Origin of the sequence: Marinobacter sp. NFXS9 (assembly GCF_040148665.1) — a bacterium.
Taxonomy (GTDB): Bacteria; Pseudomonadota; Gammaproteobacteria; order Pseudomonadales; family Oleiphilaceae; genus Marinobacter_A; species Marinobacter_A mangrovi.
Genome location: NZ_JAGDDW010000015.1, coordinates 93,630 through 115,491 on the forward strand (window position 1 = coordinate 93,630; position 21,862 = coordinate 115,491).

Here is a 21,862-nt window from a genome sequence, read left to right on the forward strand (position 1 = left end):
GTTGAATGGCGTCGCCCAATACGTGGGCAGCACCGCCGCGCCATCGTCTCCGCCCGACGGCGAGATCAGAGCATCCCTATTTATATTGTCGTCAAGATGCTAAAAATCTTGAATTTATTTTTGTTCCGATAATGTTAAACCAGATCAAATTTCTGGCCTTATCGTGTAATAAGCGGCAGGAAGAATACGGAAATTGCTCCGGAAAATCACGTAAAGAGTCCCATGATCGCGAGCAGCGCAAGCCCGCAGATCCAGACAAACATGCTGCGGTTCAGCAAATCCCGGACGGCGCGCAGACTTCGTTCGCCGTAATCCGGCCACTCGTCGGGATGACTCTCAGCAAACCGTTGCGGATCCAGCGAATAACTGGACAGCGCCCCGTTGGCACTCTCGAAGAGCAGTTCTGATGCGTTCAGGCGGGTGTGATGCAGCAACCGTTTACGCGCGCCGCCCATCCAGCCGGCCAAATCGCCGGCGATGCCAAACGTGATGCTCAGCAGCCGCGCGGGCACCCAGGCCAGCAGATACACCAGGCGGGAAAAGGGTTCTCGGCCGGCGGGGTGTGGCCAGTGATCGCGCAGTGCCACCGACAGCCGGGCACCGATGGCGCCAGCCGGACCCAGCAGCACGTACCAGAAGATCACCAGGAAATAGTGTTCGAAAATCACCTGGATAAAGCGCTTGGACAGCAGCACATGCAGTTCACGGGGTTCACTGGCCAACCCCCGCGCTTCGGCAGGCAGCAGATGATTGACGTGATACCAGGCCGCCGACGCATCGCCTCGACGCCAGGCCTCGCCATAGGCCCGTAGCGGGTTGCGCCAGCCGGGAACGCCCAGCATGGCGATCAGCACGACCAGGTCCAGCGGCCAGGTCAGGATCCAGAGACTGCCGCGACTCAACCAGACATCAAGCGCGCCGACCAGAACGACGGCACTTAACAGAATGACAAACCCGGCGGTCGGGCGGCCTTCGCGCCCGGCCTCAGCGCCGGAAAGCCGGGCCAGTCGCTGGCGAAAGCGGGCATCCAGCCCCTCGTCGACCGATCCATCCAACAGGCGGCGGACGATGTAGGCGAGCAGTAGGATCAGGAATCCCATCAGACGTCTCCCTGCCTGTGCGCATCCTCAACCAACGCGAAAAAATGCGACCAGTCGAAGGCGGGCCCCGGATCTGTCTTGCGCCCCGGTGCAATGTCGCAGTGGCCTGTCAGTCGCTCGAGTGTCACCGAGGGCCAGCGTCGCATGATGGCCTGGGTCAGTCGCGCCAGAGTCCGGTACTGGGCTGCTTCGTAAGGCACGTCGTCGGTCCCCTCCAGCTCGATTCCGATGCCGAAGTCGTTGCACTCTTCCTCACCGTTGAACGAGGAGCGACCGGCATGCCAGGCCCGGTCCAGGAAGGAGACGAACTGCACGCATTCGCCGTCGCGACGGATCAAGGCATGGGCGGAGACCTGTAAATCCCGGATTTCCTGAAAGTATGGATGGGCGTCGGGATCGAGACGGTTACAGAAAAACCGTTCAATGGCATCACCACCGAACTGCCCCGGAGGCAGGCTGATGTTGTGCACCACAAGCAGGGAGATGGCGGCGCCTTCCGGACGGGGTCCAAAATTGGGCGACCGGCAATGACGGGCCTGACGAAGCCAGCCGGCCCCGTCGATGTTGTAAGATGAGTCTCGGGGTTGGGAGTTCAAAATGCTTCCACCGCTACCGCGTTACGGGACCTGAAAGTGGTCAGCAATTCTACGGTGATTGAAGCACAAAGCAACGTGCCGGGCCAAAAACCCACCCGCACGCTGGCCCGATTCAGTCGCGACGGCTGTGTCGCAGATTGTCGATAATCGACTCGAGGGCCCGGTCGAAGATCAGGCCGTCATCCAGCATGGACACCTCGCCGGTCGACAGGGCCTTGGCCACATCAGCCTGCGCGTACTCGGCCACCTTGGCGCCATTACGGTTGACGAAGATGTATTTGCCGGTTGCTTTGATCACCGCGGCCAGCTTGCATCGGAGCTTCTGGCCGTCAGACTGCAATTCGACCCAGGAGCCCACCCGCAGTTTCTGCGCCATTTCCAGCCAGCGGCTATCGACGCCGTCTTCTTGAGACACCGGTGCGCTTTCCGTTCCAATCGCCTCCGGCGCCCGGGGTGGTTCTTCGACCTCCGCACTGGGCTCAACCGGCTTGGCGGGTTGCGGCTGACTGAATTCGGCCACCGCGCTGGCCAGCGCCGCATCGTCCGGCGTATCCGATGCCTCAACGGGCTCCGGCGCAACCTGGCGAGCTTCGGGAGCCTGCACGGCCAACTGTTGCAGCGTGTCCACGTGAGCCAGTTCCAGGTCGCGCATCATGGCGTCGCTGGCAAAGGGGTCCCAGGAGATGGAATGCAGTCCCTTCCGCAGACTGTCGACAATCGATGGGATCCGCCGCAACAGCTCGCTGCGCGTCTCGTCGGTCACTTCCTGCGGGTCGACGCTCCAGACCAGCTCCCCGGCCAACGCTACCGATTGCTTCCAGGCGTCGCTGGCCTCCCCTTCCCGCAGGTACAGGAACTGCAACACCTTGGACCAGGGTTCATCCAGAATCGATTCCACCACTGGCGGCAGGTTGCGACCGTTTCGCAGTGGCTCAAGGACCTCACTCGCGGCCTCACGCGCCCGCTCCTGGCGGGCACGGCCTTCCTCGGCATCACGCAGTCGTTGTTCAACCAGCTCCCGACGGCGGCGATCCAGGTCCATGAAATGGCTGAATTCCGTAAGCAGTTCGCCAAAGATGTCGACGTTATCGGTGAAGTCACTGATCAAACGATCCACCACCGACTCGATTTTCTCCCGCAACGGATCGCGCTGACCGGCCGGTTTCTCGTTCCAGCCGATGCCCGCCATGGCCAGCTCGTTCAGCAGTTTCCGCGCCGGATGGCCGCCCCGGTTGAAGAAGCTGCGATCCAGCAGCGCCACCTTGAGAATAGGGATCTGCAAGCGCCCAATGACGTTCTTCATCGGCAGCGGCAGCTGGCGGTCTTCCAGGATGAAATCGAACAACATGGTTACCAGGTTGACGACATCCGCGTCCACCTGGTTGAGAGCACCCATACTCTGGTTGTGCCCCGCGAGCATAGCCTCCACCTGGCGCGTCAGGTTGCCACCTGCGATGTCCGATTCGACAAAATGGTGGTCAGCGTTCAGCACATCAGACTGGCCCTGCAATTGGGCAAGCCGACGCATCAGCTCAACCGTATCGATGCCCCCATGCTGCTGCCCGCCAGCCGAGCTTGAGGCGCTCCCCTGTCCGCCCTGGGTATGCAGCAGGGCGGACAGTTCAGAAAACGTCGGCTGAGCCGCGCTGTCCTGATCAACCGGCGTATAGACGTCGTCGGAGGGCGCTGACGTGGAGGGCGGTACCGGACGTCGCGCCACCGGCTGCCGGGGCTCGGCACGCCCACCGATTGGCGGGCGCTTCATATCTGGCAGGACACCGTCTTTTACCAGCAGCGTGTTGGCGTCCCGGTAGAGGCGATCGAGACGGTCGATGAAGAGCTTGTCGAAGAGTTTGAGCACCACCAGCTTGGCCCGGATATCGATATCCAGGTCATTGCAGGCCTCCTGCAGACCACCGCAGATCACTTCGGGACTTAGCGGCATCTGGCGGTCGGCCAGGTTGGCCTTGGGAATCAGGTGAGCGATGCGGGTCGCCAGCATCCGGATGGAGTCGGCATAGCGATTGCGGAGCTTGTTCACCAGGTTGTCGATGGCCACCTGCTGCTCGTGGTCGCCGTGATCCACCAGACTGAGGCTGTCCTGATCGATTTCCGTAAGATCGCCGGAACGGGACTGCGGATCGAACGTGCCGATATCGTTAAAGGCCCGGGCCACCCATTGCAGAATCGACAACGACATAGCCTTGCGGCGCAGGCGCAGTTCGCGCATAGCGTCGAAGTAGGCCGTCTGGTCCTGGTTGGTACCCGCCTTGTCGGCGAGGTTGAACAGGGCATCGTCGGCGCTGTCGAAAAACTCGCCCAGCTCCTTGCGCAGCGACTGGCCGGAATAGTCCCGCAAACGAATCAGCGCGGACGGCAGCGAAAAGCTTCCCTCGCGCATCCCCCCATGCAGGCTGACTACCCGGTTGTCATTGGTCATTACAGCGCCCCCGACAGTGGCCCAGAGCGTTTCCGCTTTTTAAACAGGCGGCTATTCCACTCTGATGCCTCTGCGCACAGCCTGGATGGCTGCGCGCAATTTCACATTAGTTTACATCCATAATGGCATCATAGGCGGTTTCCACGTCACCTTGTGTCAGGTTTTGTCACCGTTTGTGTTCCGCGGAACTGGATCACACTTTATTTTTCGATTTCCTTTCAAATCAGTGCGTTAAAAATTCAACGGTGACGCCGTACAAACACTGTAGTGACGGCACACGTCACCCGGGTATCACATCCAAACGGACAACGCTTGGCGGCCGCAATGCCAGCCAGTAAACTCCCTGCCGGACCGCGCGTCCGCGACCCGCCAACCCACGCCAAGCACTGGAGCCATCCTCTGTCATGACTGCGATTTCCAAGGACCAGCTGAAACTGTCACGCGCACAGGCCGTAGCCCTGAGCTTGCAGGAGGATGTCGGGACCGGCGACATTACCGCCATGCTGATTCCCGAAGAGCTACGCGCATCGGCCCGGGTCATTACCCGGGAATCCGCTGTCGTTGCCGGTGTCGACTGGGTTAACGAAGTGTTCCGGCAGGTCGACCCGGCGCTGAGCGTCACCTGGTCCTGTGGCGATGGCGACCGCGTTGCGCCCGACGCCACCCTGTTTACCGTGGAAGGCCCGGCCCGCAGCATCCTGACGGCAGAACGCTGCGCCCTGAACTGGCTGCAGACGCTCTCCGGCGTCGCCACCCGTTGTCGCGATTATGCCGACCGGGTGGCTCATACCGCCGTAAAGCTGCTCGATACCCGCAAGACGCTGCCCGGCCTGCGACTGGCCCAGAAATACGCAGTCACCTGCGGCGGCTGCCAAAATCACCGGGTCGGCCTGTACGACGCGTTCCTGATCAAGGAAAACCACATCGCCGCCTGCGGCTCCATTGGCAATGCGATCGAAACCGCCCACCGCATCGCGCCCGGCAAGCCGGTCGAGGTGGAAACGGAGAACCTGGCGGAATTCCGGGAAGCCCTGTCCGCCGGGGCCGACATCATCATGCTCGATGAGTTCTCGCTGGAGGATATGCGCACAGCCGTCAGCGAAAATTCAGGACGCGCCAAAATTGAAGCCTCCGGCGGCATCAACGAATCGACGCTGATTCCTGTCGCTGAGACAGGAGTGGACTATATTTCACTGGGAACGCTGACCAAGGATGTCAAAGCCGTGGACCTGTCGATGCGCCTGTCCATGTAGGACAGGAAGGCGTGACCGGCCAGCACGACACGTCGTCTGACACGACTGCGAATTTACAGATGGTAACCGTAACCGGGTATGCCGTACGAAAATTCGGAGTAAGCTATTTAATGTGTCAAACAATTGTTAAACGTATGGCAGTGATTGGTATCTCGGCCGCCAGGGAAACACAGGCGAGCCGACCGACTGAATTCAGACCCAGGGAAACAGGGCTTCATAACAGACCAGGGAAGGGTTTTATTTGAACGCACCATTCCAGTCACTCGATTCATGGAAGGCGGTGCTTGTCCCTATTCTGATCGCAGCTGTGATCGCCGCTCTGGCCGGCGTCAGCATCCAGCTGCCTTCGAGGGTCAACCCCGCATCCATTATCTGGCTACCGTCAGGCCTTGCCCTGGCACTGCTTATCCTGAGGGGCCGTGAAGCGGTTCTGCCGATATTAGGCGGTCTGTTTGCCGCAGGGCTACTGTACGTTTACCAGGCCCCGGCCGGCACCCCGGATCCGCTGACAACCTTTCTGGCGGTGCTGCTTTCCTATCTGATTGCGCCCTTCGCGGCCTACTGGGTCTTTCGGCAAGCGGCCAGTCACCGCAATCCTCTATCGGACTACCTCGGCTTCCTCTGGTTCCTCGGCGCGGTCACTCTGGGCTCGCTGGGTGCGGCACTCCCCATCACCTATCTCGCTTCGCTGTACCTGACCGAGGGACAGACACCGCTGAACGAAGTCCTGCTCTTCAGCTGGTTCGCGCACAGCCTGGGCTGCCTCACCGTAACCCCGCTGATTCTCAGCCTGGTTCGCGAACCCATGGTGTCGCGCCTATTCCAGCGCCCCTTGGAGTGGATTCTCTGGCTGGGCGGTCTGGGATTCATCCTGGGGATGACGCAGCACAACGTGATGCAGGCGTTGTTCCTGTTGTTGCCCCTGATGACGTGGGCCGCCACCCGCTTTTCCGTCAGCGGCAGTATGCTGGCGATTACCACCTCAACTTACGCGGCGCTGGCCTGCGTATTCCTGCGGGGCGATGCGGACATCAGTCTGGGCATGGGCGCCCTGCTGAGTGAAACGCTGATCATCACGATCACTGGTACCTCTTGCTATGTCCGGGTGCTGCTGGCCGACCGAGAACGCGTGGAGAACAGTCTGGAAACCACCGTCGAGGAGCGCACGCGGGAACTGCAGATCACCAACTTCGAGCTGAAAGATGAAATTTTCATCCGCGAGCAGGCGGAAAAATCGTTCCGACGGTCATCGCGGCATTTCCGCGCCTTGTTCGAAAACACCAGCAACCCGATTATCGTGGTGGACGAAAAAACACTGATACGTCAGTGGAACAGCGCCGCCGAAGCCCTGTTTGGTTACAGCCGGGATGAGGCACTGGACCGCAACCTGCTGGACGCGTTCATCCCGCCGGAGCAACGCGACGAACTGGCCTGGAAGATGACGAAGGTCCAGAGCACCGGCCTGACCCGCGACCAGATCGAAACCCAGGTCAACAGCTTTGACGGCACCAGCCACACGCTGCTGTGGAACATCAACCGGCTGCAGGAGGAGGATGACGACGCCCCCGCGCACATCATCCTGATCGGCCAGGATATTTCGGAGATTCGCGAAACCCAGAACCAGCTGCACTACCTGGCCCATTATGACGTGCTGACCAACACCGCCAACCGCCGGCTGTTTGAGGATCGCTGTCGCCAGGCGATCACCAGCTCACTCCGACACGGTCATTACTGTGCCCTCATCGCCCTGGATGTGGATCACTTCAAGCGCATCAACGACACCCTGGGCCACGATGCCGGCGACGAATTGCTACAGGAGCTGGCGCGCCGCCTGCAACACAACGTGCGCCAGGAAGACACCATTGCCCGACTGGGTGGCGACGAATTCGCCATCCTGCTGAATCAGGTCAACGGAGCGGAAGGCTGCGAAAAAGTGGCTCGCGGCATCCTCGCGGCCATTACGGAGCCAGTCCGGGTCCCCAGCGGTGAGTTGATCATCACATCCAGCATCGGCATTACGCTGGCGCCCGTAGACGGCACCACCTACGAAGATTTGCTGAAAAACGCGGACATGGCGATGTACCGGGCGAAGAAAGCCGGCCGCAATAACATCCAGTTCTTCAGCCACGACATGAACACGGAAATGCAGCGGCAGATGGATCTGGAACGGGAACTGCGGGAAGCCATCCGCAGCGGCCAGCTCGACCTGCATTACCAGCCCATCATTAACGTTCGGGATGGCAGAGTCGTCGCCCTGGAAGCACTGTTACGCTGGAATCACCCCAGCCGGGGACTGCTGACGCCTCAGGACTTCCTCGACGTGGCGGAACAGACCGGTCAATTGCAGCAGCTGGGCGAATGGGTCTGTCACAACGCCTGTCTGCAGGCCCGCGCCATCCAGGCCATGAGTCCGGCGCCGGTGACGGTCAACATCAACCTGTCGTCGCGGCAGTACAACCACCCGCAACTGGCCACGCGCCTGCAACGGATCATCGACGAAACCAATCTCGATCCTCATTTGCTGGCCCTGGAAATCGATGAGCGGGTCCTCAGTGATCGGCTGGACGAAACCGCTCGCACGCTGGATCGCCTCAAGAAACTGGGCATTGGACTGGTTCTGGATCGCTTTGGCAGCGGGTTGTCGTCCCTGCGTCTGTTGCGTGACTTGCCGTTCGATCAGGTCAAGATCGATCAGGATCTGTTGCAACAGGCCCCGCATGAGGAAAACACCGCAGCCATCGTCCATACCCTGATCAACCTGGCCCGTCAGCTGTCCCTGACGGTGGCGGCGGCCGGGGTGGAGACTGCCGACGAAGACGCCTTCCTGCGCGGTGCCGGCTGCCACCTGCTCCAGGGCCACCGGTTCTGCCCGCCGCTGCCCAGTTCCGGGCTCGGCGAATTGTTCGACGAGGTGCGCAAGGGCCGCAAATTGCTGCCGGAAGATCAGTTCTCCCTGCCACTGCGACAAAACCCGTCCGGCAACAATCACCACTGACCTGAAAGGCGTGGTGTCAGGGAAATCGACAGGAAGGAAATGGGAAGACGGGGTGCCGCTCAGGCATCCCCTGACAAGAGCGCGTCAATCCGGGCGAGCTCGTTAATCACGATCTTGCCGGATACGGATTCCTGACGGAAAAACTCCTCCGCCATGGGCGCGATGCCGGACACGGCCGGTAGCGCCCTCTCCTCTTCAATCAGGACTTTCATGCGGGGCAGGAAGATGAACTGCAGCCATTGGGTAAACGTCAGCGTATCGACACAAAACGGTTGCGCACTCTGGAGGGCTTCCGGCTCGGGAGGCTCATGCTCCCAGTACTCCAGGCGACGCAACTCCAGTTCAATCGCCAGCAAACCGTCCGCAATGTAGGCAACCTGATTTTCGTTCGCTTGAGTCAATGTCACTCCCAACTCTAGAGGGGTTCAACATCCACCTTCTCGCCATTGAGAAGACGGTAGAGATCCACGTACTGGCGGGTCAGGTTGTGCTTGGGTGCCAGATGGACGAGCGGCTGACGCGCCTGGTGCGATTCCCGCATTTTAACCGAAGACGAGAGGCGAACGGAAAGAATCGGCAATCCTTCTTCCACCAGTTCCTGAACCAGCTTTCGTGGCAACGACGCGCGGGGTTGGAACTGATTGGCGACAATGCCCTCAACCACCAGATCCGGGTTGTGGTCTTCCTGGAGGTCCTGGATTTCGCCCAGGATGCTGTAAAGCGCCTGCCGGGAAAAATCATCGCAATCGAACGGAATCAGGCAGCGCTGCGCGGCGATCAGAGCCGAGCGGGTGTAGAAATCCAGTGCCGGAGCGGTATCGATGTAGATGGTGTCGAAATTCTCGCCCAGTTTCTTGAGCGCTTCCCGCAGTTTATAGATCTTGTGCTTGGCTTCCAGTTTGCGCTCCAGAAAATCAAGCTCGGGGCTGGACGGCATCACAAACAGGTTGGGAAACGGCGTGGCGTGTACAAATTCGTCCGGACGACGGTTGAACACCGAAAACGACACAGTCTGCTCCAGCAGGTCGGCAACCGTGTCGCGCAGCTCCGCCGCCGGCTTGCCCAGCAGATACTGGGTGGAGTTGCCCTGGGGATCCAGGTCCACCACCAGCGTGCGCTGGCCTTCGGCCGCTGCAATGGCCGCCAGGTTGCAGGTAATGCTGGACTTACCGACCCCGCCTTTCTGATTGAAAACGACTCGTCTCATGATGATGTCCATTCCCTTTTGTTGTTGGCCCCTCACAGAGCCATCCCGGCATTACCAGCCCATCACGGATTTGACGAAAGGTATCGTCAGGCGTCGCTGCTCCCGCAACGAGCTCTCGTCGAGGCGCTCAAGGATAGCCAGTAATTCACCGGTATGGCGCGATGCCCGTCGCAAGATGAACCGGCTGACGTCCTCCGGCAGTACCAGACCGCGCCGTTCGGCCCGGGTTCCCAGAATCAGCAGGCGATCTTCGTCCCTCGGCAGAGCCAGCTGGAGCACAATACCGTGCTGCAAGCGCGATGCCAGATCACGCAGGCCGATGGCGAGACGGGCCGGCGGCTCGACCGCGCTCAGGATCAGCTGATGGCCATTATCCAGCATCCGGTTAAACAGATGGAACAGCGCCTCTTCCCAGTGCACATCGCCGGCAACCGCCTCGATATCGTCCAGACAGACCCGCTCAAAGGATTCCATCCCCTGCAGAACATCCGGCCCCAGCGGCAGCAGCTCCTGGAGATTCAGACACAGGGCCGAAAGACCGCTGCGTTCGGCGTGGTGGCAGACTGCCTGTAACAGGTGGCTCTTGCCAGTGCCGCTGTCCCCGCAGACTACAATCACCGGAAGATTGGCATCTTCTGACAAGGCCCGGAGCTTTTCCGCCGCCAGGGCGTTCTTGTGCCCCAGGAAATTGGCAAACGTAGCGTCGTCATGCAGGCGAACGCCGAGTGTTAATTGTGAACCGTCTAGTGTGTTGTCAACCATGCACGACGCGCCCAGACGTAGATGTAGTGAAGACCGCTCGCCAGTGCCATCGCAGCAACCAGCCAGATACCCCGGGGAACAACCCAGGGCGGCATCGGCAAGCCCGCCAGGAAGATGACAATGGCCAGGACCACCAGGATCTGGATCAGGGTATTGAGCTTACCCAACCAGCTGGGAGCCATATCGAAGCGGCCGATGAAGAAATGGTACGCCAGAGCCCCGCCGACAATCAGCAGGTCGCGCCCCAGTACCAGCATAAACAGCCAGACCGGCAGGACACCGGTCAGCGTCAGCATCAGGTAAGCCGTAATCAGCAAGGCCTTGTCCGCCAGCGGATCGGCAATCGCTCCCAACCGGGATTTCCAGTTGAAATGGCGAGCGAGGAAACCGTCGAACCCGTCCGACAACGAGGCGATCAGAAAGACCGCCAGCGCCACCCGATACTGTTCCTCGTACAAGGCCAGTGCAAAGGGAACGATCAACAGCACCCGGATGAACGTCAATGCGTTGGGAATCCAGCGCCAGCGGTTGGCCTCGGTCACCTGCGACTCCAGCTCCCTTTACTCGGACGCACTGACCGGCGTGCCATTGCCCGTCCAGCGATAACGCAGGACCGGATACAGCGCCTCAAACGATTGCTCGCTCTCGGCTGCCGAGGCTTCACCTTCCGCCTCTGCCGGGTGATAGGCCAGACTGCCTACCGGACTGGCTGGATTGTCCGCCTCGGCGGTCGCCATATCGTCAGCCGCGGGCGCCTTGCCCGAGGAGTCGCCCGGATCTGCCGACTCCGCCGGGGCTGGCTTGGGCGCCGGCGTGTTTCCGGAGCTTTGGGTCCCCATGGTCTGGCGTTCGGTTTCCACGGGCTGGAAACGGTGATCCAGTGCGATGTACTCCTTCAGGACCGACAGCTCACCGGAGAAAGACACACGCATCGTCGCCACATTGCCGGCCGCCTGAACCGGTCCGGCGGAAACCACCGGCGTCATGTGCTGAAGCGATGCCAACAAATGACCGTAGTCCTCGACGGACTGGATGTTCTCGATTTTCAGATCCACCCGTTGCGCATCGGACACCTTGCCGGCCTCCACCGAATAGCGCGCCGCCAACAGATCCGCCCAGGCATCGATCACCGCCGACGCCAGGGATTCGGAGGACGCCGCATCACGCACTTCACCGGTCTCACTGAACGCGGGGCCATCAAGACGCCAGCTGGCTTCCCAGCCGGAGCCCTGGCGGCTGACATTCACCACACTGATCAGATTGTGCGGATAGGCAGATGAGGTGGTCCGCAAACTCTCCATGAACTGGCCCCGGATATCCGACGTCAGATCCCGCTGGTCACGCACGTCGGCCGGGGGCAGCGCAAAGGGCAAGCCCCGCTGGACCGCCGCTTCACGGAATGCACGCGACCAACGTCCGCGGGCATCGAGATTGTCATCATCGGCGGTCAGCACCCAACGGTCGCGCCCGGAATCCACCGCGACCCATCCCAGCGTCAGCGGCCGGTTGGCGCCCCACACCGGAACCTGCATGTTAGCCAGCGCCCGGTTAACACCCACCGCGCCGTAGGTAATGGTCAGCACGTCATTGCCTTCCGGCGAAGTCTGATACTGATAGGCCTGGACCAGGGATTCGGCGCTATCCAGCAACGCATCCACCTGATCGCTTTGCAGGACATCCGGGTTACCGGCCACGCGGGCAAGCACCTGTTTCAATCCCTCGGCATAGGCCGTCTGCTGGGATTCGGGTGAGGTATCGGCCACCGGAACCTGAACCTGGTAAAGCCCCTCCACCGTCACCGCTGACGCCATGCCGGGCATGATCACCGCGAGCAACAGGAGCATCATCCTGATCTGCGACATCGCTGCTGACTTCATTAATCACCCTGCTGTTGGGGAAACGCTGAAAGAGCCCGGACGATCAACGAAGCAAACAGACGCACAACACCGCGATTCGCCGCAAAAGGACTTTTCCAGAGGTTCCTTGGCTTGATTGGCGCATAGGATACACCAAGGTCCCGGCACTGAGTAGCGAGCGGCAGGCTGGTCGTCTCACCATTTTTTAATCGCGTGGCTCTGGAGCGGTTTCGGCTTTCCGTCATATCGCCCTGCAGGCATTGGATGGTCCCCCGCCACCTGCTAAAATTGCCGCCCTTTTTCCTGATCAGGGCAGTACACACCATGACCGACCAGAAACCCGGACTCACCTACCGCGATGCCGGTGTTGATATCGATGCCGGCAATGCACTCGTGGAGCGCATCAAACAGACCGCATCGCGGACTCGCCGCCCGGAGGTCCTTGGCGGCCTGGGTGGCTTTGGTGCCATGGTGGCGCTGCCCTCCGGCTATAAAGAGCCGATCCTGGTCTCTGGCACCGACGGTGTCGGCACCAAGCTGCGCCTGGCGATGCAGCTGGGTCGTCACGACACCATCGGCATCGATCTGGTGGCCATGTGTGTCAACGACCTGATCGTCGGCGGTGCAGAACCGCTGATGTTCCTCGACTATTACGCCACCGGCAAGCTCAACGTTGACGTCGCCGCCGACGTCGTCGACGGCATCGGTCGCGGTTGTGAACTGGCCGGCTGCGCCCTGGTTGGCGGCGAGACTGCCGAAATGCCGGGCATGTACGAGGGCGACGACTACGATCTGGCCGGTTTCTGCGTGGGGGTTGTGGAGCGCAACGAAATTATCGATGGCCTGAACGTCAGGGCTGGCGACGCCCTGATCGCCCTGGGCTCTTCGGGCCCCCACTCCAACGGCTATTCCCTGATCCGCAAGATTCTGGAAGTCAGCGATGCCGACCTGGACATGGCCCTGGGCGACACCACCCTGGGCAACGCCCTGATGGAGCCCACCCGGATCTACGTCAAGAACCTGCTGAAGCTGCTGAAAACCGTCGACGTGCGGGCCATGGCCCACATTACGGGCGGCGGCCTGCCGGAAAACATCCCCCGCGTATTGCCGGACGGCGCAGTGGCTGTCGTCGATACCGAAAGCTGGACACTGCCGCCGGTCTTCCAATGGCTGAAAGACGCCGGCAACGTCGATGCTCGTGAGATGTACCGTACCTTCAACTGTGGCATCGGCATGGTCATCTGCGTGCCCGCCAACCAGGCCCAGGATGCCCTGGACACCCTCGCAGGCCTGGGCGAAAACGCCTGGCGACTGGGGCACATCGAGCACCCTGCCAAAGACGCGGGCGACACCGACCGTGTGGTGTATCGCCCGGGTGCTGCCCGCTCATGAATGCGGCCATGGACCCGTCCGGCAACGAGAATCCGCTGGAGCCCCGCATCGTCGTGCTGATCTCCGGCACCGGCAGCAATCTGAAAGCCCTGATCGAGTCCACGCGCGCGCCGGGTCATCCCGGCCGCATTGTGGCCGTGGGCGCCAACCGTCCGGAAGCCGGCGGCCTTGAGGTTGCCGAACAGGCGGGCATTGAGACCTTTGTCGTCGATCACACGACGTACAAGGACCGCGGCAGCTTCGATGCGGAACTGCTGCGCAAACTGGAGGCGCTCAACCCGGATGCCATCGTTCTGGCAGGCTTCATGCGCATCCTGACGCCGGATTTCGTGCGCCATTTCCGCGGCAAACTGATCAACGTTCATCCGTCGTTGCTGCCGAAGTATCAGGGGCTCAAGACTCACCAGCGCGCCCTGGGTGCCGGCGATGCCATGCACGGCACCTCGATTCACTTCGTGACCGAGGAGCTTGATGGCGGCCCCGTCATAGCCCAGGCCGAAGTGCCCGTGCTCGATAACGACACCCCGGAAACCCTGGCGGCACGGGTCAAGGCGCGCGAGCACGTGCTCTACCCGATCATCCTGCGCTGGTTCTGTGAGGGTCGGATCGCCCTCGGCAACGACGAAGTCCTGTTCGACGGCGCCCCCATCCCCCAGGTGCTCTCCCTCCCGGCCGATGCCTACCAGTAAGCATTAAGCCGCCGTCACGGAAATGCAGTTGCGGGCTCTGCCCGCATACTCTAGTTTTGGAATGAACCCGGACCGGACAGGGATCTGTCGAAACGGTCCAAGCAGTATCGATTCTTCCGGACACCAAAACCATGAGCGCATTATTTCGACTCTGCACTGGATGCCGCCCTCTGGCGCTACTCCTGCTGGGCCTACTCCCGGCCTGGGCTGCCGGCGAGCCGCAGCCCGGCCTGCTGCCCTACTCCGCGACGTACCGGGCGACTCTGGAAAAAGGCATTCCCTTCAAAGGGTCAGCCACGCGAACGCTCACCAAGCAAGAGGACGGCAGCTGGCTTTACGCCTTCAAAGTCGAGTCCTTTATCGCGGATATTAATGAAAGCTCCCGCCTGAACTGGATCAGCGGTCATGCTCAACCGTCCGTCTATCGCTACGAGCTCGGCGGCCTGATGATTCCCGACCGTCAGCGCGACATCAATTTCAATTGGGCCAGCCGGCATGCCAACGGGGATTATGAGGGCCGCGACGTCGACGTCGATTTTCCGCGGGGCGCGCTTGATCCACTGAGCTATCAGCTCCAGCTGCAACAGGATGTCCGTAATGGCGAGCAGGAAATGCACTACAAGGTGGTGGGCAAGAACCGGGTCGAAGAGAGCACTTTTGCGGTCCTCGGGGACGAAACCCTGGACGGCAGCTTTGGCAGCGTGAATACCGTCAAGGTGGAGAAAGTCCGGGATCCGGACAACAAACGCAAGACCCTGATGTGGTTTGCTCCGGACTGGAATTACCTACTGGTGCGCCTGATCCAGATCGAGCCGGATGGAACCCGCTACGAAATCCACATCGAGAAGGCGACGGTCAACGGGGAGTCGATTCAGATTCCGCCCAAATCCTGAGCACTTCGTCGGCAATGATCGCCAGCCCCTCAGCGACCCGGTCATCGTCCTGGGAATAAGTCACGCGCAAGCACTCGTGCCGATGACGCCAGCCGTCATCAGGCAATCCCGGGAAGAAATAATGCCCGGACACCACCAGCACGCCCCGCTGCTTCAGGCGTTCATAAAGCACCAGACTGCTGACCGGCAGATCCGGGAACCACAGCCACAGGAACATGGCGCCTTCGGGCTTGTGCACAAACCAAGGGCAGCGCTCACCCAGCTTGTCGTGCAACACGGCGACCGCCTTCTGCATCTTGGCCCGGTAGAACGGACAGACCACATCCCGACTCAGGGACAGGATCTCGCCACTGCGCACCAATGGCTCCGCCAGCATCGCACCGAAGCTGCCCGTGGCCAGATTCATGATCGCATTGATACCCGACAACGCCCGAATGACCGGCTCGGCCGCAATGACGATGCCCGTACGGGCCGCTGGCAGGCCCAGCTTGGAGAGGCTCAGGCAGAGAATAATCTGGTCGTTCCAGCGCGGCGTGGCGTCGACAAACAACAGGCTGGGAAACGGTGTTCCATAGGCACCATCCACAATCAACGGCACGTCGTGCTTGACCGCCAATGCCTCCAGGCGAGCCATTTCGTCGTCGGTCACCACATTGCCGGTCGGGTTCGTCGGACGGGAGACGCAGATCGCGCCCGTCTCATCGGTCACATCCAACGCCTCAAAATCGACCCGGTATTTGAATTCGTGCGGTCCCGTTTCGGTGATTTCCGGTTTAACCGCGCGGAACAGGTCGTGCCCTAACCCGGCATCCGCATAGCCAATGTATTCCGGCGCTAACGGCAGCAGAATGTGGCGCTGATGCCCTTCGCCGTCGTCCCCACCAAACATATTGAACAACATGAAGAAGGCGGCCTGGCTGCCATTGGTGAGCGCAATGTTTTCGGGTTCCAGCCCCCAGCCATACTCCTTATTCAGCAGGTCAGTCAGCGCGCTGATAAACTGCTTCTCACCCTGGGGTGGATCGTAGACACCCACCAGACGACGGAAGGCGTCCTCGTCGTCGGTGAGGGATTTCAGGATGTCCCGCAAACGGTCCTGGATGGCCGGTACATGGCCCGGGTTACCACCGCCCATCATGATCATGTCATCGCCGGACGCCAGAGCGTTCCCCAGATCATCCATCAGCGACGTGATCCCGGCTTCCGCCGTAAACTTGCGACCGAATGCGGACAGTTTCATGGGCGGCTCCGGTTATTCATCATCATCCAGCGCGATGCCGAGGTTGCTCACGCCGCCATTGGCAGCGTCCTCTTTCATCTGGGCCACAAACGCTTCCGTCGGCACTCGCTGTTTCTTCAGGGAGAGCAGTAAATCCCGCTGGAACAGTTTGTCTGCCTTCATCAGCTCGTGCTTGTCGAGGAGGCGGACCAGGGCATCCTCATCCAGATCCTCACCCTCGGCCATCTCGATAAACTGTGCGACGGTCGCGGTGGCCCATTGGGATGCCTCCAGCGCGCGTTGTTTGGTGCTGTTCAGACGATTCAGCAGCGCCTGCTCGAGCAGCTTGCAAAAATCGTCGGCAGGGTAGACGCCGTACATGTCGTAGGCGTCCGGGTCCGGCGCCAGATTCTCCAGACGAGCCAGCGCCTGGGTGACCCGGGCATCGGCGTTTTTCTCCTGGAGCATGTCCCAGGCCTGATCCAGCAGCAGCCGCATCTTGGCGGCCTGCTTGGCACCGATGGCATCGTCGAACAGCACGTAATTGGGAAACGCACGCTCTGCCAGCGCCAGGATGAAAACGAATTCGCGCCATCCCCGCAGCTGTTCAAGCGCCTTGATAAACTGATTCGCGTTCAAGAGCGTTTCTCCGTCAACAATGGAACAGAAACACGCCGGGCCGGATCAGGTCCGCGGCAGAGTCACGCCACGCTGGCCCTGATACTTGCCGCCCCGATCCCGATAGCTGGTGTCACAAACCTCGTCGGACTCGAAGAACAGCATCTGGGCGACGCCTTCGTTGGCGTAGATCTTCGCCGGCAGGTTGGTGGTGTTGGAAAACTCCAGCGTCACCTGGCCTTCCCATTCCGGCTCCAGCGGGGTGACATTGACGATGATACCGCAGCGGGCGTACGTGGATTTACCCAGGCAAACCGTCAGGACATTGCGGGGAATGCGAAAGTATTCCACCGTCCGCGCCAGGGCAAACGAGTTGGGCGGGATAATGCAGACGTCGCTGGTCACATTGACGAAGCTGTCATCGTCGAAGTTCTTCGGATCCACCGTCGCCGAATGGACGTTGGTGAAAATCTTGAACTCGTTGCTGCATCGGACATCGTAGCCATAGCTCGAGGTGCCGTAGGAAATGACACGGCCTTTGGAAGATTCGCGCACCTGGTCGTGCTCGAACGGCTCGATCATGCCATGTTCCTGCGCCATGCGCCGGATCCACTTGTCGGATTTAATCGTCATCGTCTGATTCTCATGCGGGAAACTGGGCGTGCGCAGGACCCGGCCGGGCCGCGCGATCACAAAGGCCGCTATGGTAACGCCTGGCGCCACTTAAGACAAAGCAGCGCCGGCAATTCGGCGGGCCTTTTAACCGGACCGATCCGGTCAGTCGTCACTGATGGAAATGCTCGGAATCGGCGACGTCAGATTGCGCTCCCGGCGGGACAACAACGCCCCCATGCGGCGGGCCGCGTCGCGATAGGTCCGGGCCACCTCGGAATCCGGTTCAGCGACTACCGACGGCTGACCGCTGTCGGTCTGCTCGCGGATGGTCATGTGCAGCGGCAACTGACCCAGCAACTCGGTGTCGTATTCTTCGGCCACCCGCTGACCGCCACCCTCGCCGAACAACGGCTCATGGTGACCGCAGTTGCTGCAGATGTGCGTGCTCATGTTCTCGATCACGCCCAGCACCGGAATATCCACCTTGCGGAACATCTCAATGCCTTTCTTGCAGTCCAGAAGCGCAATGTCCTGCGGCGTGGTGACGATCACCGCGCCCGTGACGGGCACCTTCTGCGCCATGGTGAGCTGAATGTCGCCGGTGCCCGGCGGCATGTCGACGATCAGGTAGTCCAGATCATTCCACTGGGTCTGCGTGAGCAACTGCTGCACGGCCCCGCTGACCATCGGCCCGCGCCAGACCATCGGTGTCTTGTCGGTGACCAGGAACGCCATGGACATGGCCTCAATACCGTGAGCGGGGACCGGGATAAACCACTTATTATCGCGGGTTTGCGGGCGGGTGCCTTCCGGCAGTCCCAACATCATACCCACGCTCGGGCCGTAGATGTCGGCATCCAGAATACCCACCCGGCAGCCTTCCTGACTCAGTGCCAGCGCCAGATTGACGGCGGTGGTGGACTTCCCCACGCCACCCTTGCCGGAAGCCACGGCAATGATGTTTTTAACGCCGGCAATCGACTGGAGATCCTTTTGGGCCTGATAGGCACGGATCGCCTGGCGGGTATTGACCGTTACATCACCGACGCCGGACACATTTTCAATGGCATTGCCGACCAGTTGACGCAGTGCGCCGGCGATACCCTCCGATGGATAAGCCAGCTCCACATCAACCGTGACCTTACCCCCGTCGATCGCGACCGATTTAATCGCGTCGAGTGCAAACAGATCCTGATCCAGGTAGGGATCGCGATACTCGCGGATCGCGGCATCGACAGCTTCACGGGAAATTTCGCTCATATCCGTCTCCAAGCGGGCATTACCTGAGTAAAATACTATGTTATTACGGTAGCGCTATTTAACCACAGCCACCACAAACACTGAACCATCACGCATGGCCCTGTCGCGTAAAGACAACCTGCAAGAAACGGATGAAAAAAATCGGCCGGAACGGTATTATTCGGGCCCGAAATTCCGGCATCTGCCGGAGCGACATCACACCCGATCAACGTTTGGGACATCAAATGACGCAAGCCAACGCACAGTCCAAGCGCGACATCCTGGTCACGAGCGCCCTGCCCTATGCCAACGGGCCGATCCACCTGGGCCACCTGCTGGAATATATCCAGACCGATATCTGGGTGCGCTACCAGAACATGCGGGGCAACAACTGCGTCTATGTGTGTGCCGACGATGCCCACGGCACGGCCATCATGCTAAGGGCCGAGCGCGAAGGTATTACGCCGGAAGCGCTGATCGACCGGATCAACCAGGAGCACCAGCAGGATTTCAGCGGGTTCCTGATCCATTTCGACAACTACTACAGCACCCATTCGCCTGAAAACCGCGAGTTCTCTTCCTACATCTACGAGCAGCTGAAGAAGAACAATCACATCGCGACCCGGAACATTACCCAGTCCTACGATCCGGAAAAGGAAATGTTCCTGGCGGACCGCTTCATCAAGGGCACCTGCCCGAAGTGCAAGTCCGAGGACCAGTACGGCGACAATTGCGAAGTCTGCGGCGCCACCTACACCCCGGCGGAGCTGATCAACCCGCGCTCGGCCGTTTCCGGCGCCACACCGATCGAGAAAGAGTCCGAGCACTACTTTTTCCGCCTGCCGGAGTTCGCCGACTTCCTGCGCGAGTGGACCCGCAGCGGCACCCTCCAGCCGCAGGTGGCGAACAAGCTGGCCGAATGGCTGGACGCCGGCCTGCAGGAATGGGACATCAGCCGCGATGCACCCTACTTCGGCTTCGAGATTCCCGACGCGCCGGGCAAGTATTTCTACGTCTGGCTGGACGCGCCGATCGGCTACCTCGCCAGCTTCAAGAACCTGTGCGAGCGTCGCGACGACCTGGACTTCGATCATTTCTGGAAGGCCGACTCCACCGCCGAGGTGTACCACTTCATCGGCAAGGACATCATCAACTTCCACGCCCTGTTCTGGCCCTCCATGCTGCACAGCGCCGGCTACCGCACGCCGTCTGCGGTCTACGCCCACGGCTTCATCACCGTGAACGGCAAGAAGATGTCCAAGTCCCGCGGCACCTTCATCATGGCGCGGACCTATCTGGATCACCTGAATCCGGAATACCTGCGCTACTACTTCGCCACCAAGCTGACCAGCAACGTGGACGATATGGACCTCAATCTCGAGGACTTTGCACAGCGTGTGAACTCCGACCTGGTGGGCAAGGTCGTGAACATTGCCAGCCGGACCGCCGGGTTCGTCACCAAGAAATTCGACGGCCAGCTGGGGCAGGTCACCGAAAGCGAGAAGCTGGCCGAGTTCATCCAGGCCGGTGACGAGATTGCCGAGCATTACGAGAATCGTGAATTCGGTCGCGCCATGCGTCGGATCATGGAATTGGCGGATATTGCCAACCAGTACGTCAACGACGAAGAGCCCTGGGTCCTGATCAAGGACGCCGAGCGAGCGGCGGATGTACAAGCCATCTCCACCAACGCCATCAACATGTTCCGACTGCTGATGACGTACCTGGCGCCGATCCTGCCGGCCACCGCGGAAGCGGCCGAAGCGTTCCTGAACGCCAAGCTGGACTGGAACGGCCGCGAGCAGCTGATGGAAAATCACGGCATCAACAAGTTCAAGCCGCTGATGAGCCGCGTGGAGATGAAGCAGATCGACGCCATGCTGGAAGCTTCCAAAGAGGAACTCCCGGCAGCTACCGGCGACAAGACCACCAAACCGGCGGACAACAAGGCGGACAAGGTCGAGCCACTGGCCGACGAGATTGATTTCGACGCCTTTGCCAAGGTCGACCTGCGCGTGGCGAAGATCGTCAAGGCCGAGCACGTGGACGGCGCCGACAAGCTGCTGCGCCTGACGCTGGATATCGGCGACAATGAGCGCAACGTCTTCGCCGGCATCAAATCCGCCTATCAGCCGGAAGAGCTGGAAGGCCGTCTGACGGTCATGGTCGCCAACCTGAAGCCGCGCAAGATGAAGTTCGGCCTGTCCGAAGGCATGGTTCTGGCGGCTGGCCCCGGCGGCAAGGACATCTTCATCCTGTCACCGGATTCCGGCGCCCAGCCGGGCCAGCGGGTGATGTAACCCGTCCGGACCACAAATAAGGGGGCATCGCACGGCGATCCCCCATGAGAAAACGCCGAAAAGGCGTCCGGGATAGCGCTGCAGGCGCGGAGAGATCACATGACAGACTACCTGCTGATTCTGGTCAGCACGATTCTGGTCAACAACTTCGTACTGGTCCAGTTCCTGGGCCTGTGCCCGTTTATGGGCGTCTCGAACAAGCTGGAGACCGCCATGGGCATGTCCCTGGCCACCACCTTCGTGCTGACGCTCTCGTCGGTCTGCAGCTACCTGGTCTACACCTACCTCCTGGCACCGCTGGATCTGGCGTTCCTCAAGACCATCACGTTTATTCTGGTGATTGCCGTCGTTGTCCAGTTCACTGAAATGGTGGTGCGCAAGACGAGCCCGCTGCTTTATCGGGTGCTGGGTATTTTCCTGCCGCTGATCACCACCAACTGCGCGGTGCTGGGCGTGGCGCTGCTGAACCTCAACCGCAACAACAACTTCATCGAGTCGGTGCTTTACGGACTCGGTGCGGCGCTGGGTTTCTCCCTGGTACTGGTCCTGTTCGCCGCCATGCGCGAGCGGATCGCGGTGGCCGATGTGCCGGTCGCTTTCCGGGGGGCCGCCATTGGCATGGTCACCGCCGGTCTGATGTCATTGGCCTTCCTCGGTTTTACCGGGCTGGTAAGCATCTGACGGAGTC

The 21,862-nt window shown here is 60.7% G+C and carries 19 protein-coding genes; 7 read left to right on the forward strand and 12 right to left on the reverse strand.

Annotated features, from left to right (window positions below):
- Window positions 1-206 precede the first annotated feature (206 nt).
- From ampE to J3364_RS19040, 3 genes are all read right to left on the reverse strand, one after another.
- Window positions 207-1,100, reverse strand: coding sequence for a regulatory signaling modulator protein AmpE (gene ampE, locus J3364_RS19030; protein ID WP_349559745.1), 894 nt, complete (start codon window positions 1,098-1,100; stop codon window positions 207-209).
- A complete protein-coding gene (gene ampD, locus J3364_RS19035; protein WP_349559767.1) occupies window positions 1,100-1,663 on the reverse strand; it encodes a 1,6-anhydro-N-acetylmuramyl-L-alanine amidase AmpD in 564 nt (187 codons plus the stop codon). The genes ampE and ampD overlap by 1 nt, the downstream gene beginning before the upstream one ends.
- 145 nt (window positions 1,664-1,808) lie before the next feature.
- Window positions 1,809-4,136: a DUF1631 domain-containing protein gene (locus J3364_RS19040; protein ID WP_349559746.1), complete on the reverse strand. Its 2,328-nt coding sequence runs from the start codon at window positions 4,134-4,136 to the stop codon at window positions 1,809-1,811.
- A 404-nt stretch (window positions 4,137-4,540) separates the two neighbouring features.
- Here J3364_RS19040 and nadC point away from each other — a divergent pair, with 404 nt between their 5' ends.
- Window positions 4,541-5,389, forward strand: a complete 849-nt coding sequence (nadC, locus tag J3364_RS19045) for a carboxylating nicotinate-nucleotide diphosphorylase (RefSeq protein ID WP_349559747.1) — start codon at window positions 4,541-4,543, stop codon at window positions 5,387-5,389.
- A gap of 241 nt (window positions 5,390-5,630) precedes the next feature.
- Window positions 5,631-8,384, forward strand: coding sequence for a bifunctional diguanylate cyclase/phosphodiesterase (locus J3364_RS19050; protein WP_349559748.1), 2,754 nt, complete (start codon window positions 5,631-5,633; stop codon window positions 8,382-8,384).
- A 59-nt stretch (window positions 8,385-8,443) separates the two neighbouring features.
- Here J3364_RS19050 and J3364_RS19055 read toward each other — a convergent pair whose 3' ends face one another.
- Genes J3364_RS19055 through J3364_RS19075 form a run of 5 tightly spaced genes read right to left on the reverse strand, consistent with a single transcriptional unit; the run spans window position 8,444 to window position 12,230 of the window.
- The gene (locus J3364_RS19055) at window positions 8,444-8,785 is read right to left on the reverse strand and encodes a YqcC family protein (RefSeq protein WP_123635540.1); all 342 of its coding nucleotides are present in this window, start codon (window positions 8,783-8,785) and stop codon (window positions 8,444-8,446) included.
- Between the two features lie 14 nt (window positions 8,786-8,799).
- Window positions 8,800-9,591 (reverse strand): ParA family protein, encoded by a 792-nt coding sequence (locus tag J3364_RS19060; protein ID WP_203141225.1) that lies wholly within the window; start codon window positions 9,589-9,591, stop codon window positions 8,800-8,802.
- 51 nt (window positions 9,592-9,642) lie between these two features.
- Window positions 9,643-10,353, reverse strand: coding sequence for a DnaA regulatory inactivator Hda (hda, locus tag J3364_RS19065; protein WP_349559749.1), 711 nt, complete (start codon window positions 10,351-10,353; stop codon window positions 9,643-9,645).
- Complete coding sequence (locus J3364_RS19070) at window positions 10,335-10,895, reverse strand: CDP-alcohol phosphatidyltransferase family protein (RefSeq protein WP_349559750.1); 561 nt, start codon at window positions 10,893-10,895, stop codon at window positions 10,335-10,337. The genes hda and J3364_RS19070 overlap by 19 nt, the downstream gene beginning before the upstream one ends.
- 18 nt (window positions 10,896-10,913) lie before the next feature.
- A complete protein-coding gene (locus J3364_RS19075; RefSeq protein ID WP_349559751.1) occupies window positions 10,914-12,230 on the reverse strand; it encodes a DUF8605 domain-containing protein in 1,317 nt (438 codons plus the stop codon).
- A 303-nt stretch (window positions 12,231-12,533) separates the two neighbouring features.
- Between J3364_RS19075 and purM the strand changes: the two genes are divergently transcribed.
- From purM to J3364_RS19090, 3 genes are all read left to right on the forward strand, one after another.
- Complete coding sequence (gene purM / locus J3364_RS19080; RefSeq protein ID WP_349559752.1) at window positions 12,534-13,601, forward strand: phosphoribosylformylglycinamidine cyclo-ligase; 1,068 nt, start codon at window positions 12,534-12,536, stop codon at window positions 13,599-13,601.
- On the forward strand, window positions 13,598-14,290 hold the full coding sequence (purN, locus tag J3364_RS19085; RefSeq protein WP_349559753.1) for a phosphoribosylglycinamide formyltransferase: 693 nt from the start codon (window positions 13,598-13,600) through the stop codon (window positions 14,288-14,290). The genes purM and purN overlap by 4 nt, the downstream gene beginning before the upstream one ends.
- 131 nt (window positions 14,291-14,421) lie before the next feature.
- A complete protein-coding gene (locus J3364_RS19090; RefSeq protein ID WP_349559754.1) occupies window positions 14,422-15,183 on the forward strand; it encodes a DUF3108 domain-containing protein in 762 nt (253 codons plus the stop codon).
- Here J3364_RS19090 and J3364_RS19095 read toward each other — a convergent pair.
- The 4 genes from J3364_RS19095 to apbC all read right to left on the reverse strand — a co-directional run bounded on the left by J3364_RS19095 (window position 15,146) and on the right by apbC (window position 18,895).
- Window positions 15,146-16,423, reverse strand: coding sequence for a valine--pyruvate transaminase (locus tag J3364_RS19095; protein ID WP_349559755.1), 1,278 nt, complete (start codon window positions 16,421-16,423; stop codon window positions 15,146-15,148). The genes J3364_RS19090 and J3364_RS19095 overlap by 38 nt on opposite strands.
- A gap of 12 nt (window positions 16,424-16,435) precedes the next feature.
- Window positions 16,436-17,041, reverse strand: a complete 606-nt coding sequence (locus J3364_RS19100) for a YjaG family protein (RefSeq protein WP_349559756.1) — start codon at window positions 17,039-17,041, stop codon at window positions 16,436-16,438.
- Window positions 17,042-17,086: 45 nt separating this feature from the next.
- Window positions 17,087-17,653, reverse strand: a complete 567-nt coding sequence (gene dcd / locus J3364_RS19105; RefSeq protein WP_123635530.1) for a dCTP deaminase — start codon at window positions 17,651-17,653, stop codon at window positions 17,087-17,089.
- A 144-nt stretch (window positions 17,654-17,797) separates the two neighbouring features.
- Window positions 17,798-18,895 carry an iron-sulfur cluster carrier protein ApbC gene (gene apbC / locus J3364_RS19110; protein ID WP_349559757.1) on the reverse strand — a complete coding sequence of 366 codons (1,098 nt, stop codon included), beginning with the start codon at window positions 18,893-18,895 and terminating at the stop codon, window positions 17,798-17,800.
- A gap of 224 nt (window positions 18,896-19,119) precedes the next feature.
- On the opposite strand from apbC, the gene metG reads away from it, so the two are divergent.
- Window positions 19,120-21,174, forward strand: coding sequence for a methionine--tRNA ligase (gene metG / locus J3364_RS19115; RefSeq protein WP_349559758.1), 2,055 nt, complete (start codon window positions 19,120-19,122; stop codon window positions 21,172-21,174).
- A gap of 99 nt (window positions 21,175-21,273) precedes the next feature.
- Entirely contained in the window at window positions 21,274-21,855 is a 582-nt protein-coding gene (gene rsxA, locus J3364_RS19120) for an electron transport complex subunit RsxA (RefSeq protein WP_123635527.1), read from the forward strand.
- The last annotated feature ends 7 nt before the right edge of the window (window positions 21,856-21,862 follow it).

Bases quoted from the DNA above. Each gene is read 5' to 3' on its own strand.
- dcd (WP_123635530.1), bottom strand. From the start codon at position 17,653: ATGACGATTAAATCCGACAAGTGGATCCGGCGCATGGCGCAGGAACAT.
- metG (WP_349559758.1), top strand. From the start codon at position 19,120: ATGACGCAAGCCAACGCACAGTCCAAGCGCGACATCCTGGTCACGAGC.
- hda (WP_349559749.1), bottom strand. From the start codon at position 10,353: ATGGTTGACAACACACTAGACGGTTCACAATTAACACTCGGCGTTCGC.
- rsxA (WP_123635527.1), top strand. From the start codon at position 21,274: ATGACAGACTACCTGCTGATTCTGGTCAGCACGATTCTGGTCAACAAC.
- ampE (WP_349559745.1), bottom strand. From the start codon at position 1,100: ATGGGATTCCTGATCCTACTGCTCGCCTACATCGTCCGCCGCCTGTTG.
- purN (WP_349559753.1), top strand. From the start codon at position 13,598: ATGAATGCGGCCATGGACCCGTCCGGCAACGAGAATCCGCTGGAGCCC.
- J3364_RS19075 (WP_349559751.1), bottom strand. From the start codon at position 12,230: ATGAAGTCAGCAGCGATGTCGCAGATCAGGATGATGCTCCTGTTGCTC.
- J3364_RS19060 (WP_203141225.1), bottom strand. From the start codon at position 9,591: ATGAGACGAGTCGTTTTCAATCAGAAAGGCGGGGTCGGTAAGTCCAGC.
- J3364_RS19095 (WP_349559755.1), bottom strand. From the start codon at position 16,423: ATGAAACTGTCCGCATTCGGTCGCAAGTTTACGGCGGAAGCCGGGATC.
- apbC (WP_349559757.1), bottom strand. From the start codon at position 18,895: ATGAGCGAAATTTCCCGTGAAGCTGTCGATGCCGCGATCCGCGAGTAT.
- nadC (WP_349559747.1), top strand. From the start codon at position 4,541: ATGACTGCGATTTCCAAGGACCAGCTGAAACTGTCACGCGCACAGGCC.
- J3364_RS19090 (WP_349559754.1), top strand. From the start codon at position 14,422: ATGAGCGCATTATTTCGACTCTGCACTGGATGCCGCCCTCTGGCGCTA.
- purM (WP_349559752.1), top strand. From the start codon at position 12,534: ATGACCGACCAGAAACCCGGACTCACCTACCGCGATGCCGGTGTTGAT.
- J3364_RS19040 (WP_349559746.1), bottom strand. From the start codon at position 4,136: ATGACCAATGACAACCGGGTAGTCAGCCTGCATGGGGGGATGCGCGAG.